General features: G+C 38.4%; 12 protein-coding genes. 1 reads left to right on the top strand and 11 read right to left on the bottom strand.

The features are described from left to right. Positions 1–156 precede the first annotated feature (156 nt). The 11 genes from hutP to ACFX4E_RS22015 all read right to left on the bottom strand — a co-directional run bounded on the left by hutP (position 157) and on the right by ACFX4E_RS22015 (position 14,418). Entirely contained in the window at positions 157–621 is a 465-nt protein-coding gene (gene hutP, locus ACFX4E_RS22065) for a histidine utilization transcription antiterminator HutP (RefSeq protein ID WP_013056267.1), read from the bottom strand. Between the two features lie 210 nt (positions 622–831). Continuing rightward, positions 832–1,791, bottom strand: a complete 960-nt coding sequence (locus tag ACFX4E_RS22060; protein WP_377238447.1) for an L-threonine 3-dehydrogenase — start codon at positions 1,789–1,791, stop codon at positions 832–834. A 37-nt stretch (positions 1,792–1,828) separates the two neighbouring features. Further along, positions 1,829–3,019, bottom strand: coding sequence for a glycine C-acetyltransferase (locus ACFX4E_RS22055; protein ID WP_028408108.1), 1,191 nt, complete (start codon positions 3,017–3,019; stop codon positions 1,829–1,831). Positions 3,020–3,504: 485 nt separating this feature from the next. Continuing rightward, the gene (locus ACFX4E_RS22050) at positions 3,505–4,965 is read right to left on the bottom strand and encodes an MDR family MFS transporter (protein ID WP_377238446.1); all 1,461 of its coding nucleotides are present in this window, start codon (positions 4,963–4,965) and stop codon (positions 3,505–3,507) included. Positions 4,966–5,267: 302 nt separating this feature from the next. Beyond that, positions 5,268–5,702 (bottom strand): ferritin-like domain-containing protein, encoded by a 435-nt coding sequence (locus ACFX4E_RS22045; protein ID WP_013056263.1) that lies wholly within the window; start codon positions 5,700–5,702, stop codon positions 5,268–5,270. Between the two features lie 107 nt (positions 5,703–5,809). After that, positions 5,810–7,375, bottom strand: a complete 1,566-nt coding sequence (locus ACFX4E_RS22040; protein WP_377238445.1) for a glycoside hydrolase family 32 protein — start codon at positions 7,373–7,375, stop codon at positions 5,810–5,812. Positions 7,376–7,471: 96 nt separating this feature from the next. Then, on the bottom strand, positions 7,472–8,926 hold the full coding sequence (locus ACFX4E_RS22035; protein ID WP_377238444.1) for a glycoside hydrolase family 68 protein: 1,455 nt from the start codon (positions 8,924–8,926) through the stop codon (positions 7,472–7,474). 587 nt (positions 8,927–9,513) lie between these two features. Continuing rightward, complete coding sequence (gene ggt / locus ACFX4E_RS22030; protein ID WP_028408104.1) at positions 9,514–11,202, bottom strand: gamma-glutamyltransferase; 1,689 nt, start codon at positions 11,200–11,202, stop codon at positions 9,514–9,516. A gap of 226 nt (positions 11,203–11,428) precedes the next feature. Further along, positions 11,429–12,145 carry a YjjG family noncanonical pyrimidine nucleotidase gene (locus ACFX4E_RS22025; protein WP_028408103.1) on the bottom strand — a complete coding sequence of 239 codons (717 nt, stop codon included), beginning with the start codon at positions 12,143–12,145 and terminating at the stop codon, positions 11,429–11,431. A 36-nt stretch (positions 12,146–12,181) separates the two neighbouring features. After that, complete coding sequence (locus ACFX4E_RS22020; RefSeq protein ID WP_028408102.1) at positions 12,182–12,874, bottom strand: Crp/Fnr family transcriptional regulator; 693 nt, start codon at positions 12,872–12,874, stop codon at positions 12,182–12,184. Between the two features lie 170 nt (positions 12,875–13,044). Beyond that, positions 13,045–14,418 carry an amino acid permease gene (locus ACFX4E_RS22015; RefSeq protein ID WP_377238443.1) on the bottom strand — a complete coding sequence of 458 codons (1,374 nt, stop codon included), beginning with the start codon at positions 14,416–14,418 and terminating at the stop codon, positions 13,045–13,047. 289 nt (positions 14,419–14,707) lie between these two features. Here ACFX4E_RS22015 and ACFX4E_RS22010 point away from each other — a divergent pair, with 289 nt between their 5' ends. Beyond that, complete coding sequence (locus tag ACFX4E_RS22010) at positions 14,708–15,322, top strand: LysE family translocator (protein ID WP_043979180.1); 615 nt, start codon at positions 14,708–14,710, stop codon at positions 15,320–15,322. Positions 15,323–15,342 lie beyond the last annotated feature (20 nt).

Below are 15,342 nucleotides of genomic sequence, written 5' to 3'. Positions count from 1 at the left end.
CCTTTTCGGCCTCTCTGGACCGTCTTAAAGGCAGTTATTATATTAATTATTATGTTAACACGCCGCACAGAACCTTTCAATAAGAAAAATATCTTCTTTAAAGCAGCTATGTACATCTCTCACTTTTTACATTCGTACTATTTCGTTCATTATTTTTTAAATGTGGTTAAAACCAAAGCCTAATGTATCATGTTCAAAGCCTTTTTTAGGCGCACCTATCGTTCCATACACACAAACGCTAATCCATTCGTCGCTTGATCCTGAAAACTCAATTTTTCCGCGCACGATTGAAAATGTGAGTCCTACCGTCCGTAAAATATCACCCAGCTGCAGCGTTCCTCGACTAACTCCTTGAATAGCTTCAAGTATAGCATGATAAAGAGCGTGAACTTCCCGGTATGACTGGGCATTAATAATTTTGTTTGTCTTGGCGCTCGTTTCAATTGCCGCCACGACTTTAGACAGCTCCATCGCTCCGACTTTTCCTACTGTGTAGCTGTATCCTCTCTCATTAATTTCCTTTTCAATACCTTCAGCTAGTTCCGTATTATGTAAAAGAACGAGTAAAGATGTTAATCTTCCCATTGAAAAATCATTAACTTGTTGAAATTTATTGCTCAACTGTCATTCCCTCCCTTCTATCCCCTTATTATTTTAACAGACGGTACTTACAAAGGTGCTGATTATTCAACGAACGAGCGCTCACTTAAAGGATTAGGAGATCTATGTGTACTGTCCACCACTGTTACGAAGTAGAACTTGCATAAACAAGTAACCTACCTTTCAGTAAGCGCTTACTTTAATTTTAAGGAAGAAATCATTTTTCTCTACTTACGTTAAGACAAGCTGTAATTCAACTTTTAACTTTCCCAGCATCTCTCTCGTCATTTTTTCTAGGTTATATTCTGTTTTAAACCCCCACTCTTCTATTGCACAGCTGGAATCTATATGGTTAGGCCAGCTTTCCGCAATTGCTTGTCGAACAGGATCTACTTGATAATTCAGCACAAATTCCGGAATCGTTTTTCTGATTTCAGTCGCCATTTGTTCTGGATCAAAGCTCATGGCAGAAACGTTAAATGAATTTCGGTGCTTCAGCTTAGAACCGTCAGCTTCCATTAGTTGGATAACAGCATTTAATGCATCAGGCATATACATCATATCCATATATGTTCCTTTGTCAATGTAAGAGGTATATCGCTTATGCTTAACGGCTTCATAATAAATTTCAACAGCGTAGTCCGTTGTTCCTCCACCTGGAGGCGTTACGTATGAAATTAAGCCTGGAAAACGCAGCCCTCGTGTATCTACTCCGAATTTATGGTGGTAGTAATCGCAAAGTAATTCACCCGCTACTTTATTAACACCATACATCGTGGTAGGACGTTGAATTGTATCCTGCGGCGTCCAGTCTTTTGGAGTCGTTGGACCAAATGCACCAATTGAACTTGGAGTGAAAAATTGACACTGAAGCTCGCGTGCTACTTCGAGCGCGTTTACTAATCCGCCCATATTTAGATTCCAAGCTAGAAGCGGTTTTTGCTCGGCTGTCGCTGATAACAGCGCAGCCAAGTGAATAATCGTATCAACTTTATGCTTTTTAGCGATCGTAAATAACGCAGTCTGATCCGTTACATCTAAAATCTCGAATGGACCTGAAGTCACGACATCGCTCGTCGTTTTGCGAATATCGGTGGCAATAATATTTTCTGAACCATATATCTCTCTCATTTTCGCCGTTAACTCAGAACCGATTTGCCCTAAAGAACCCGTTATTAACACTTTTTTCATGTCAATATCCTCCTCGTGTACTGCCTAGATTCAACGTTTAGATTAATTTCATTTCCTTGCCTACTTTTTTGTAGATACGAAGTGCTTCATCTAACATTTCTTTCGTATGAGCAGCCGTCGGCATATTGCGAACGCGTCCTGTCCCTCTTGGAACGGTTGGGAAAACAATTGATTTAGCGTATACTCCTTCTTCTATTAATCTCTTACTAAAAATCTGGGTTTGGTTTTCATCTCCTATGATGCACGGAGTGATAGGTGTTTCACTTTCTCCAATGTTAAAGCCTAGTTCTTTTAATCCTTGCTTTAAATACCGACTGTTTTCCCACATTTGCTGCTGCAGCTCTGTACTTGTGCTTAGGATTTCAATTGCTTTCATACAGGCAGCAGCCGTGCCTGGTGTAATAGCAGTCGAAAACAAAAACGGACGGCTTCTTACTTTTAACCAGTCGATTAAGTCTTTTTTTCCGGCTACGTACCCACCTACAGCTCCAATCGCTTTTGATAATGTTCCAATCTGGAAGTCTACTTTTTCAGATAAGCCAAAATGTTTAACTGTGCCCATGCCGTTCCCTAATACGCCCGACCCGTGAGCATCATCTACGTATGTGATTAAGTCAAATTCCTCTGCGATTTCTACAATTTCCGGAAGCTTAGCAATGTCTCCATCCATTGAGAACACACCATCGGTAATTACCATTATTTTATTATATAAATCGGATTTTTGTGCTTCGCCTGCTTTTGCACGAAGATCTTCCATATCCGAATGCTTAAAAGGAATAATTTTTGCTTTTGATAGACGGCATCCGTCAATAATTGAAGCGTGATTCAGCTCATCTGATAAAATCGCATCATGTTTATCCATAACCGCGGAGATGGCTGCCATATTACAGTTAAACCCAGACTGATAAGCTATAGCTGCTTCTGTATGCTTAAACTCGGCTAGCTTTTCCTCTAGCTTAATATGAATATCTAGAGTTCCATTAATCGTTCGGACAGCTCCAGCCCCCACTCCGTATTTTTCAGTGGCTTCGTTGCACGCATTAATAAGCCTCTCGTCTGTAGCAAGCCCCAAATAATTGTTGGATGATAAATTAATTAATTGCTTTCCCTCAATTTGAATCACAGGTCCATTGGGCCCCTCTACCGGATTAATGACATTGTATAATCCTTTATCTTTTAAATCTTCTAAATTATTATTCAAGAATTCTTTTAAACGTCTGCTTGTCATCTTCCATACCCCCTCATTGTTGTTCAACACGTCTTATAAACTTCTCTTTTCCCCATTAAAAGATTCATCTAAGCACTTACAGTATATGAGTTAAAAATCAAGTGTATTCCTGAGAAAGACAAATGTTTCTCTTGAAAGCGCTTAAAATTCAATGCTTATAGAATTCATAATAATCAACAACTAGGTAAATGTCCATACTAAAAAAACAAAAAATAAAAAATTTTCTGCATTGATAAAAATCCTTCTTATTATGAATGAGTTTGCGGGAACGTTATCAGACAATATCTTTTTTCTTTCTTTCTTTGATATTTTTTTAAAGAAGAGACTGATATATAACGAAATCAATCCAATCAACAGCTAAAAGCAGCTAGATATGTGAAAGCTACATTCACCATACCTATAAAAAAATCCGAACGAGTTTGATTCCTAATCAAACTCGTTCGGATTGTCCTTCAACTAAAATACTTGTGTTTCAGCCTCTTTCGTTACTTTTGCACAGATATATTTTTTATTTTTTCATGTCTTGTTTTTACTAGGAAGCATGAAACAGCAAAGCTTAGTAATGCAGCTAAAAATGTTCCACTGTAAATAATGTGAACACCTGATGCAAGAATTTCATGCAGCTTTGACAGTTCTTCTGCTGGTACTCCGCCTGTCTCAAACGAAGCATTTAAATTTTCTTGCCCTAATTTCTTTGCTTGTGAAAGTGTCACTAAGTTAAAGATTGTACCAAACACCGCAGAACCTAGCGTTTGACTAAATGTATTTGTAAACGTATTAAGAGCCACCGCTACTCCTCTTTTGCTAGCCGGGACCGCTGATTGAATAACCAGCATAAAAATAGGCGTAATAATACCCATTCCTAACCCAAGGACCCCAACGGCTACATAAATTAAAAATACGGGTGAGTGGGTGGAAACTAAAAACAGCATAAAACAAGCCGTACTTACAATGGCCGTGCCCAGCGTAAGGATGGAGTGCGTTTTAAGACGCCCTACTAAATTCCCTGAAAGCAGTGAACCAATCGTCCAGCATACTGGCATAGGCATTAATACAAAACCAGCAGCGGTTGCACTTTTCCCCAGCACTCCTTGACTCCAAATTGGAAGGTAGACCGTAATACTAATAACTACTGATCCGACAAGAAGTGTTAATAAGTTTATAACAGATACACTTCGAATGGAAAACAGTTCAAGCGGGATAAGAGGTTCGGGCGATTTCTTTTCTATATAAATAAAGCCAATGAATGTCAGAACAGCTAGAACAAATAACCCCATAATGGTCGGATCTCCCCAGTTTTGATGCTGACTTCCGGTTAAAAGGGCATATAAAAACGCAATTGTTCCCACTGAAAACGTCACCGCTCCAATATAATCGATATAGCGTTTTTCTTTTACCACTTCTTCTTTATAGTTTACTAAAAGAACAAAAAAAGCCATTAGTCCAAACGGTATATTCAAAAAGAAAATATAGCGCCAAGACAGCGTATCCACTAAGAATCCCCCAAGAAGAGGTCCGAGAACTCCCGCAACTCCCCAAACTGCGCTAATCCATCCTTGCGCTTTGGCTCTTTCTTTTGCTTCTTCATACAAGTCGCCAATAATAATCATTGTAAGCGGCATAACGACCCCGGCGCCCAGCCCTTGGATAGCTCTATAGACAATTAATTGCTGCATCGAAAAGCTAAGTCCGCAAAGTATCGATCCGATTAAGAAAATAATGATTCCAACAAGCATCACTTTTTTGCGGCCGAATAGATCCGCTAACTTTCCGTATATAGGTGTAGATACAGCAGTTGTCAGCATATAAATGGCATATACCCAGCTAACTAGCTCAATGCCCGACAAATCACTTGTAATTCTTGGAACAGCCGTACTGACAATGGTTCCTTCCATTGCAGCTAAAACAGTGACAAGCAGCAGCGCTGTCATGATTCGTTTTCTCATCTTTCTCTCTCCTTGCAACTGCGGGCATACCATGGTTTTTCTTCCAAAACATAAAAGCGGTTTCAATATACGTATACCCTTTTAGCCTTTATATGTATGTGATGCCCCGCATATAGTTGCTGCCATATGCAGCCAAATAATTATTTTACTATAAATTTTTTCAAAGCGATAGATAATTTCAAAAATATGACTTTCCTCACATTGATAGAAACATGCGTACATGATGTTTTATTTCCTTTTCAAATTACAAAAAAGCACCCCGTAACACCTGGTACGGGATACTTTTTACGTATTTTGTATGATTAACTTAGTCGGGGATCTTTTAATAAACGTTCCATTTCTTCCATATGATTTGTTTCATCTGCAATCATATCTTCAAGCTTTACAACAAGCTCTGTTAACCCTAACTCTTCCGCTTGTTTTTTACGCTCTTCGTAGCGCTGGATAGTTTCTTTTTCAGCCTTGCTCGCTTCTTTAAGCATTTCCGTCACATTTGAAACGTGCTTCACCTCAGCCGGCTTTGTTGTTGGCTCACCGCCAAGGTTTTTGATTTTTTCCGATAAATAAAGGGCGTGTCCTTGCTCGTCAGGAATTTCTCCTTCAAAGAAAGGTTTTAAAATTTGATATTCTAGGCCGGTTACTGTAGACGCATAGTAAGTGTACTGAATAACCGCCGAATATTCACCCGCTAAATCGGTATTAAGTCCCTCTATTAGTTGTCTCATTTTCTCTTCCATTTGAATAAACACCCTTTCATTTGCTGTTAGTAGACATGTACCCTTTCTGCCTAGTCCTAAACCACAATAAGGCGATATTCTGCTCCTTCTTTTTAAAAGTAGGGAAATTACTGAAGAGAGCGAAGATGTTTGATTTCTATATTTTTAAAGAGAGACGTTCCTCCTTGAGAGAAAAGCGTAATTCCTTGGTCGTTTTGACGCGGAAACACCTCGCTAGAATGCACGGTTTTTCCATCATCAACAAAGACTTCAATGCTTGTTTTATCTACTAATATCTTCAAATGAACATTTTTCTTGCCTGCATCAAAGTAATCACGGCTTTCCACATACTTTTTGCTTTGATTAGGCTGATTGCTATAGCTTCTGTTCACATATGAGACGTTATCTTTTGCAAAAATACCCACATCAATGTGCCGCTTTTGATCGGCGGACTCTCGAAGTCGTAAGCCTACATTTTCTGCATCTGACCATGAAATATCTGTATCAAGCTGATAAGCTTCACCTTTTATCTTTAACTTTTTCTCTCCATTCACTTCTACTTGTTCAAGAGAGTTTGTTGAATCAGTTAGCTGATTTAATTTTTCGACAGGCTTTGATAACAGGCTGTACTGATTGTCGTCTTGTTTTGAAAGCGTAATTTCACGGGTTACTGAATCGAAGCCGTTAAACCCTTCTTTCATCGTTGGCGTCTTATCTGGATAATCCCAGTTGTTCATCCATGCAAAAGCGTAGCGTTTTTTTAAGGAACCTTTATTTTTACCGTCTTCAAACGTGACTGCTCCGTACCAATCGAAGCCATGATCGAGCCATTGCGGCTCGTCCAGATCGGGAGTGAATGTTGTTCCATCGTAATTTCCTGTCCAATAAGCATAAGTGTTTGGCTTTCCGCTTTCTTTTCCATTTGCACTTGTCCCGAGAACCCACTTAACTGTCCCGTCATCTGCCTTCATTTGAAAAAGGTCTGGACATTCGGTAATGCCAATATCTTTAGTTACAAATCCTCCCGTATATGTCCAATCCTTTAGATTAGAAGATTCATAAAATCCGATTTTTTCACCTTCTGACATGACGAGAACCCACTTGTCATGTTCATTATCCCATATGACTTTGGGATCTCTAAAATCTTTGGTGCCTGGATTAGGCATGATAGGATTTTTGCTATATGATTTAAAGGTTTTTCCTCTATCGGTACTATACCATAAATACTGTTCTTGCTTTTGTCCATCGGCAGAAGGCTGAGTCATAATCGCTACAATTGCGCCTTTACCAAAGCCTGCTGTGTTCTCTTTATCTTCTACAACCGATCCGGACCATATATCGCCATTTTTATTTGTATACTTTGGAATAGCTACTCCTTCATCTTTCCAATGAACCAAATCTTTAGACGTTGCATGTCGCCATTCCGTCCCGTTCCCTTTAGGATAATCATGATTGTATAAGTAATAGTAATGATATTTCCCGTCAAAATAAATGGGCTTTTGGGGATCATTTTTCCATTTATCAGGCGTGCTGAAGTGATACACTGGGCGATAAGTGGATTCACTTTTATTCTCTTTTTCTTTTCCTTGGTCTTTTGTATCCTCTTTTTTGGATACGGCTGCTATAATGAGTCCGGCTATTACAACTAAAAGAACGGCAAGCGCTATCCATTTATAAGCACCTTTTTTCTTCAAACAAACCCCACCTTTCTCTTTTTTGTCTACATCGAATAAAACAAAAGAAAATGGTGATTACAATCACCATTTTCTTTTGTTGCTATTGCAAAGCCCTCAGTCTTCATCTACTGTTAACTGACCTTGCTCAAGAACACTATCTTTTACAACAGATGTTTTTGAACCGTCAATGTTCACTAAGAAGCTTGGTGCAAATGTAGAGTGGTTGTCTTCATAAAAGCCTCTATTTGTCATGTAGCTTGTAATAACGACATTATCGCCTTTTGTTTGCGGTACAGCAAAGTGAGAATACGTAAATGTTTTATCATTAGGATCTAAATCCATATGAAGAACTAATCCTGTATCATTTAAAGGCTTATATTTTCCTGTTAACGTATTTGAAACATAGCCTAGCATATACACATCATCTTGTCCGATTCCATCAATCGTCATTTTAGATCCGCGAGAATCGGTGAACAAATACCATTTTCCATCTTTTTTGAAGATGTTTGCACGTTCAATTTCGTCTGTAACTGTGTTTGATGTAATAAGCGGCTTCATTACTTTTTTAAGCGTATAGTCGTCATTTAACTCAATAATGCCTAAAGCCCCGTTTGCTAAAGAAGCTTTTTCTTTATTAGATCCTTCAAGAAGCTTTTTCTTTTCAGATTGGAAGAAAAGATTGTTTCCTCCATAGTATGCTCTGTTATATAAAGAGTCTTCGCCTTGGTAGCCATCTTCTGTTCCAGTGTTCGCTTCGAAAACAAGGTACTTATGTCCGTTGTCTTCTATGTAGTGAGGATCTCTTAGCGTATGGTTATCTCCTGTGTCATACCCGCCTTCATCAATAAACTGCTGAACCGTTTGATAAATCTTTCCGTCGCCATCAAAGATTGACTTGTAATCTTCTACTCCGTCAACTTTTAACGTAGTATCGTCTGGCTGAGACATGTTCACTTGAGCTGTCGTTAACGTTTGTTTTCCGTATTGTTTACCTGAATAATCCGTATAGAATAAACGAACTTTACCATCTTTTGTTAACGTGGCAGAACCAGACCATTCTTGTGTTTGATTTTTAAGATGCGGGTCATTCGGAACGAATTTATCGCTGTCTTTAAACACTCTTCCAGCGTTTTTCCAGCTGTCAATAGATTTGTCTCCAGCTTTTTTATAGAAAAGATAAACAGACGTGTCATTCGAATCTTTTGGGTCACCTGCTAGGGCAAACACAATTTGATATCCATGATAAGTCGCCACTGTTCCATCAGCATTTTGTAATGGCCAGCTGTCCCATACATCTAAGTCAATTGTATTTCCTGATGCATCTTTTCCTTTAGCAGAAGCAATGTTTTTAATAGTTGATTCATTAAAAGCAGGAACTTTAAACTGATCACTGTTTTGCTGCTGTGGAATTTTCACCATATTATCGCGAGTAATATGCGAAATGCCGTAGCTATTATTAAAGTCTTTACTGTCATTTCCTTTAGCAAATGTTTGATATCCTCCACCTACTAGTAGGGCTGCAGCCAATGTAGCAGCAGTTGTATGCTTAGCAACTCGTTTCATTTTCATATGTTTTCTCCTTTTGTGTTAGTAAAGAATATAAATTTATTAATTCAATTAGCTATCAAAAATCCGAAAACAGAACCGGTTCCGTTCAACCAAAAGATTACTTGGATAAATGACGAAAGTCAAACATGCCAAATGTAGCTATTTCTCATTTTTATCTTTTTCATTGAGCTGTAACTAGGACCAAAGTTTACGTGTAAGAGCCCTTTTTATGTAACCGTTTTCCCAACAAAAGTGTACGGCTTTTTTTACATTTCAAACCACGATTTCCAGACGTTTCGTTTTATACTTCTACATGATTAAACACTTTATCTTTCCAGCATTGAAAACGCTATTCCGTTTTTTATACTTTCCGACCATTTTGTTTTTATTAATCTCTTGAAAAATCAGTACCTTTTTTTTATTAGCCGGACATGAAAACGTTCTATTCTTTTTCCTTTCTGAAGATTAGGCTGATAATAATAAAGGTCTAAAGTATGTTTTCAGAAAAAAATATTCCTTCTTTTTACCTACTCATTTTTATCTTTTTTAATGCATTGTACGCCCTCTCTTTTTACAAAAGAGAGGGCGTACAATGCATTTTTTAACTATTAAGAGTCTAAGCCAGTTGCTTTTCCTTCACGGCTTGAATCAGCTGCTCCAAATAAACGGCCGTTTTCTTTATCGATTTGAATCCCTTGAACATTTCCGATTGGGAATGGCTCATCTCCAAAATTAAATCCCATGGCTTCTAGCTCTCCTTTGGCATTCATATCCACTCCGGCTTCCCAACCGATAAGTGATCCTGTACTATTAAAAATTCTTGGTTCTTCAATCGCTTCTTTTATATCCATTCCATAGTCTAAGACATTCATAAGCGTTTGAAACACAGACCCTACAATCGTTGGTCCGCCTGGAGATCCTAGAGTGAGTACAGGTTCGCTATCTTTAAAAACGATGGTTGGACTTTTACAGCTAACCGGACGCTTTCCTGCATCTGCTTGATTTAATCCTCCAGGAATAGCATCAAAATCAGTAAGCTCGTTGTTGAGTAAAAACCCATGGTCTTTAACCATAATTCCTGTACCAAAAGGATGTTCCACAGTTGATGTACAAGCGACAATATTACCCCAGCGGTCAACTACGGTGAAGTGAGTTGTTTCACTAAGCTCACGTTCAGGTTCATAAGGCTGACGCACAACGTTCACTTTTTGGCCTTTCTCATAATCCCACGGGTTGCCAAAATCAACTTTCTCATTTTTATGTTTCCAATTAATTAATTTTTGACGTTCCTTTATATATTCGTCATTTAAAAGCCCTTTTAGTGGAATGTCACTGTAGGCTGGATCTCCAGAGAATGCAATTTTATCTGAAAATGCAATGCGCATAGCCTCTGCAAACAAATAATACTTTTCCCAAGATTTCACGTCGTATTGAGACACATCAAAGTCCTCTAATAGCTTTAAGATTTGCAGCACGGTGGTTCCTCCTGCACTAGGCATGTTGGAAGAAGCAATTCGGTATCCTTTATAATCTCCCCACACGGGCTCATCGATCTTAATCTGGTATTCTTTCAAATCCGACAGTTCCATAAAACCGCCGTGCTCTTTGATCGTTGAAATAATGGCTTCTGCAATTTCACCTTCATAAAAAGCCTCGATACCTTTTTCTTGAAGAATACGAAATGTTTTAGCAAGATCTTTTTTATTAATCATATCTCCTTCTTGCATAGGCTTGCCGTTTGGAGAATATAGCTGCTTAGCATGTTCTCCTAGTCGGTAAGCGTATGTTTTTAAAATATCTCCAAGAACCCAGTTTGTTTCCACGCCTGCTTCTGCTGCTTTGGCAGCCGGTTCAATCAATTCAGCAAGGGGTTTTGTTCCATACTCTTTACGAGCTGCTTCCATCGCCTTTAAAATTCCTGGAATTCCAATTGCCGTTGCATGAGTAGAACGCTTTCTAAACGGAATAACTTCTTTATTTTCATCAAGAAACATTTCAGGATAAGCTGCTTTAGGAGCCTGAGAATGCCCGTCAAAAATTTTAGTTGTTTTGCTTTCATTGTGATACACCATAAAAAAGCCGCTGCCTCCAATACCGGTCATCATTGGTTCTCCGACGTTGAGTCCAAACTGAACGGCAATTGCTGCATCAATTGCGTTGCCTCCAGCTCTTAGCACTTGTTCTCCGGCGTCTGTTGCAATTGGATGAGCACTGGCTACCATTCCTGTTTTTCCAACCGCTGTTTCTCTTCTATATGAACTCTTTCCTGAACGAGATAAGCTTTTTCCATTAATCATCTTTTACGACCTCCTAGTTACTTACTTTATCTGGGATATTGTTAAAATACCCTATTGCTTTTGAGATAAAACTGTTTAAATATGTATTGATTACCTTAGTAATCACGTTCATAGACCGATATCCCTAGAGTTATTTTTAAGCTCTCAAAAGCCATAAAATAAAAAACACCAGCCTTTTTATTCAGAGGAAAGGACTGGTGTTTTTTTGTTTCTTTTATTATATATTTTACACTTGTAACGAAGCTGCTTCATTACTTACGTTCAGCAAGTCATAAAGCTCTTGAAGTCTTCCTATTTCGTAGGTTGACACCCACTTTGTATCGTTCTTTTTTGCCTGAGGATTAAACCAGCACGTATCAATACCGGCTAGCTGCCCGCCTTGAATATCTGCACTCAAAGAATCTCCGACAATTAATGTTTTATGTACGGACAGCTCTTCTATATGTGAAAAAACATAATCAAAATATTCCTTCATAGGTTTTTGAAAACCTGTATCTTCTGAAACAAATACTTCTTTAAAATAAGGATATAGGCCTGAGTCTTGAAGGCGCTTATACTGTGTAGCCGAGACTCCGTTTGTAACAACGTACAAATCATAGTACCTGCTCAGTTTTTTAATTACCTCAATTGCTCCGTCAATTAGCTGATGGCCATTATTCAAATACGTTCGGTACTCTGCTTCAAGTAGCTTTCCGTCTTTTTCTATTCCATATTCTTTACATAGAGTAGAAAAGCGAGTATTTACAACTTGCTCACGGCTTATTTTATTCTCTTCAAAAGCTGTCCATAACCCCTGGTTGATTAAACTATAACGTTTTTTGCTTTCCTCAGTCAGCGGAATATCGTGGTTAGCAAAAAGAAGCTGTAAAGCCTGCTCTTCGGCTGCGTTAAAATCTAAAAGCGTATTATCAATGTCAAATAGCAGCGTTCGGTATGTTTTCATTCTTCTCTCTCCCCTTCAACTAATCTATTACTTTTTCTACTCGTATATATTGTCATTTGCTAGACAGCTCAGTTTTTCCTTATCTTTGAGAATAATGGAGCCTTTCTTTTTTTCAATAACTCCTTGCGCTACAAATTTTTGAAGAACACGATTTAAATGCCGGTAAGTCGTTCCGATTAAATTAGCTATATCTTTTAAGCTTTCTGTTTTTTGATTCATAACCAAATGCGATTCTTCACAAAAAATAGAGAGCAAGTAACTAGCCAGCCGCACTTCCACTGGGTACATTAAATTAAAGCTTAGCGAGTTCGATTTTGCGCAAAACTTTTTTGTGAGCATTTCCAGTAAAAACGTCAGCAGCTGTGGATCATTGCTCGCATGCTGTTTTAATCGTTTGTATGGTATGCCGATAACAACTAAAGGTGAAACGGCTTCAACCGTATTCATAATCTCAACATCTTGTACATACTCAATATCGCCTATTACTTCAAGGGGCTGTTTAAAGGAAAGAACAAGTGTCTTGCCTTCGGGCGATATGGTATAAACTTTAACCTTGCCTTTCATCAATATGTATAAACAGTGAGACGCATCTCCTTGAGAACAAAGACGTTCCCCTGCCTCGACATCATACAGTGACAAATGCGGTAGTAACTCTTTTTTGAAAACCGACTCTAATTTATAAGTATTTATATACTCCATCAGCTGTTTCTCACTCGTAATTTCCCTCATGTTTTCCTCTCCATCATAACGGTTTCTTTTATTAAACAATAACACTTCCTAAAATAAAAAGGACATATGTCTCAAATAAAGTTTTAATTTTTACGTTATGTTCATAGATCACTTTCAAGAGAAATATATACACAAAAAAGACTCTAGCTTGTTCGCTTAGAGTCTTTTTGTTAAGCGCTCTTGTTCTTTCTGGCGTATCCAACGTAAATAAAGACGCCAATCAGCATCCAGCCGATTGAATACATCCACGTTTTCATTGATAAGTTGAACATGAGAAAGATACAGCAAAGAATAGCAATAATCGGAATAAATGGTACAAAAGGTACTTTGAAACCGCGTTTTAAATTAGGCTGACTTTTTCGCAGAGCCAAAATCGAAAATGAAACGGCAGCAAACGTGACAATCGCCAGCATATTCGCTAAATCTGCCAGCTGTTTTAAATCAACAAAACCAGCTACGATCGCGCCTAACGCCCCGACAAGCCATGTGGATATGACAGGTTCACTGTTTTTTAGGTTTACTTTCGCAAAAAGAGACGGCAATAATCCATCATGGCTCATTGACATCAGTATGCGAGGCACGACAAACAAATAAGCAAATACGACGGCCATAATACCAATAACCGCTCCTATAGATACAATGAGCGCTGCCCATTCTTGTCCTACGCTATTGAGCGCATATGACAACGCATCGCCTACGTTTAGCTCTTTATAAGAAACCATTCCTGTTAATACTAATGCAATTACTACGTAAATGACTGCACAAACACTCAGTGCAATCAAAATACCTAGCGGCAAGTTTCTTTGCGGATTTTTCACTTCTTCTGCCGAAGTAGAAATGGCATCAAATCCGTTATAAGCAAAAAAGACGGAAGCTGCGCCTGCAAAAATTCCTTTCACACCAAAAGGGGTAAATGGGTGCCAGTTATTTGTATGAATAAAAAAGACGCCCACGGCTACAAATAAAAGAACAATACCTATCTTGATTAAAACCATTAAGTTATTTATTTTTTTACTTTCTTTTACCCCTCTTGTTAATAAAAACGACATGCACAGCACAATAAATACTGCAGGAAGATTGATAATACCTCCATTGCTTGGTATGGCCGTGAACGATTCAGGAAGTCTAATACCAAATTCAGTAAGCACATTATTCACATAAGATGACCATCCGCCCGCTACGGAAGCTAAAGATACCGTATAGCATCCTACGATGGACCACCCTATCAAATGCGCTACAAATTTTCCTAGTGAAACATATATGTATGTATATGCGCCTCCCGAACTTGGAACAGCTGAACCAAATTCTGCATAACACAGCGCAACAAGAATACAGGCTACTGCAGAAATAACAAAGGAAATGGAGACCGAGGGCCCTGCATCCCTGGCGGCAACTAGCCCTGCTATAACCAGAACTCCTGTCCCAATAGTTGCTCCTACTCCCATCAAAATAACATCAAATAACCCTAGTGTCTTAGTTGATTCTTTTGCTGCATTTTCCTCTAACAGCTTGTTAACATCTTTTTTTGCAAACAGATTACTCATGATGACTAACCTCTCTTCATCTCATTACGAATGACTACTTTTCAGTGGTAGATCTTTCTATATATGTAACAGTGAATTATTTTACTACATTTAATTTTCTGTGTAAAATAATTTAGTTTTTGAACTTTTTAATGATTAAAATAAATTTACTAGTGATGTTTTTTATAACACCATTATGATGTACCCGAACAGACTAAAAATATGTGTTAACAACTTTCTCAAATTTGGCTTCATTCACGATTGCTTTTGTACTATACTAAAGAAAAACTTCATAGGAGCAACGTAAAAGATGAACTTATTTTATTTTCTAAAGGGGTTAGTGATCGGTTTTTCCGTTGCTGCTCCCGTCGGTCCCATTGGTATTTTATGTATCAATCGCACGTTATCTAAAGGGCGATTACACGGATTTGTATCCGGGCTGGGAGCAGCTACAGCAGATGCTCTTTATGGATGCATCGCTGCGTTTGGCCTAACGTTCATTACAACCTTTTTACTAACCCAAAAGATTTGGCTTCAGCTGATTGGGGGATTATTTTTATGTTATTTAGGTGTACAAACTTTTCGTTCTCGACCTGCGGAGCACGCTGCCGCTGCTAAAGGAGAAGGTTTACTTCGTTCTTATACATCCGTTCTTTTTTTAACAGTTACGAATCCAATGACGATCTTATTTTTTATTGGCGTATTTTCTGGTGTAGGCATTAGTAAATCAGCATTTGATGCTGCTTCTGCTTTGACAATGGTTGCAGGCGTATTTTTAGGATCGGCCTGCTGGTGGCTTTCGCTCAGTTTTGCTATTAGTCTTGCCCGTTCGAAGTTTACGAATAACAGCTTAATTTGGGTAAATCGTATTTCGGGAGCAGTTGTACTGACTTTCGGGATATTTGCGTTATACAAATTGCTATAAAAAGTCATTCGTCTCCTTTT

Source organism: Priestia sp. YIM B13491 (assembly GCF_042787605.1).
Classification (GTDB): domain Bacteria; phylum Bacillota; class Bacilli; order Bacillales; family Bacillaceae_H; genus Priestia; species Priestia megaterium_E.
Note: the sequence above shows the minus strand (reverse complement) of the source record. Positions and strands in the feature narration are given on the sequence as shown.